1 protein-coding gene is annotated in these 234 nt (G+C 56.8%); it reads right to left on the bottom strand.

Annotated features, from left to right (window positions below; genetic code table 11):
* On the bottom strand, positions 1-234 hold a 234-nt coding region (locus SB786_RS37800), incomplete at both ends, for a hypothetical protein (RefSeq protein ID WP_410731783.1).

Consider the following 234-nt stretch of genomic DNA (forward strand, 5'->3'; position numbering starts at 1 on the left):
GATCAGCCGTGAGCGTTTCGGGTTCAGCGGGTCGGTCTCGAAGACCCGATAAAGCCCTTCATTGATATCTTCGACAACGGTCTGCCCGTCCTCCAGCTGAAAGAAGGCCAAGCCGTCCACTACACTGACGAAAGCGTCACCGGCACTGATGCGTCCCAGTTCCAGTCGGTTACCGGCGTTGTCGATGTAGATCCATAGCTCTCCGCCTTGTGGATGTGGAACGCGAGCTAACTC

Source organism: Burkholderia sp. SIMBA_062, from assembly GCF_046534765.1.
GTDB lineage: Bacteria > Pseudomonadota > Gammaproteobacteria > Burkholderiales > Burkholderiaceae > Burkholderia > Burkholderia ambifaria.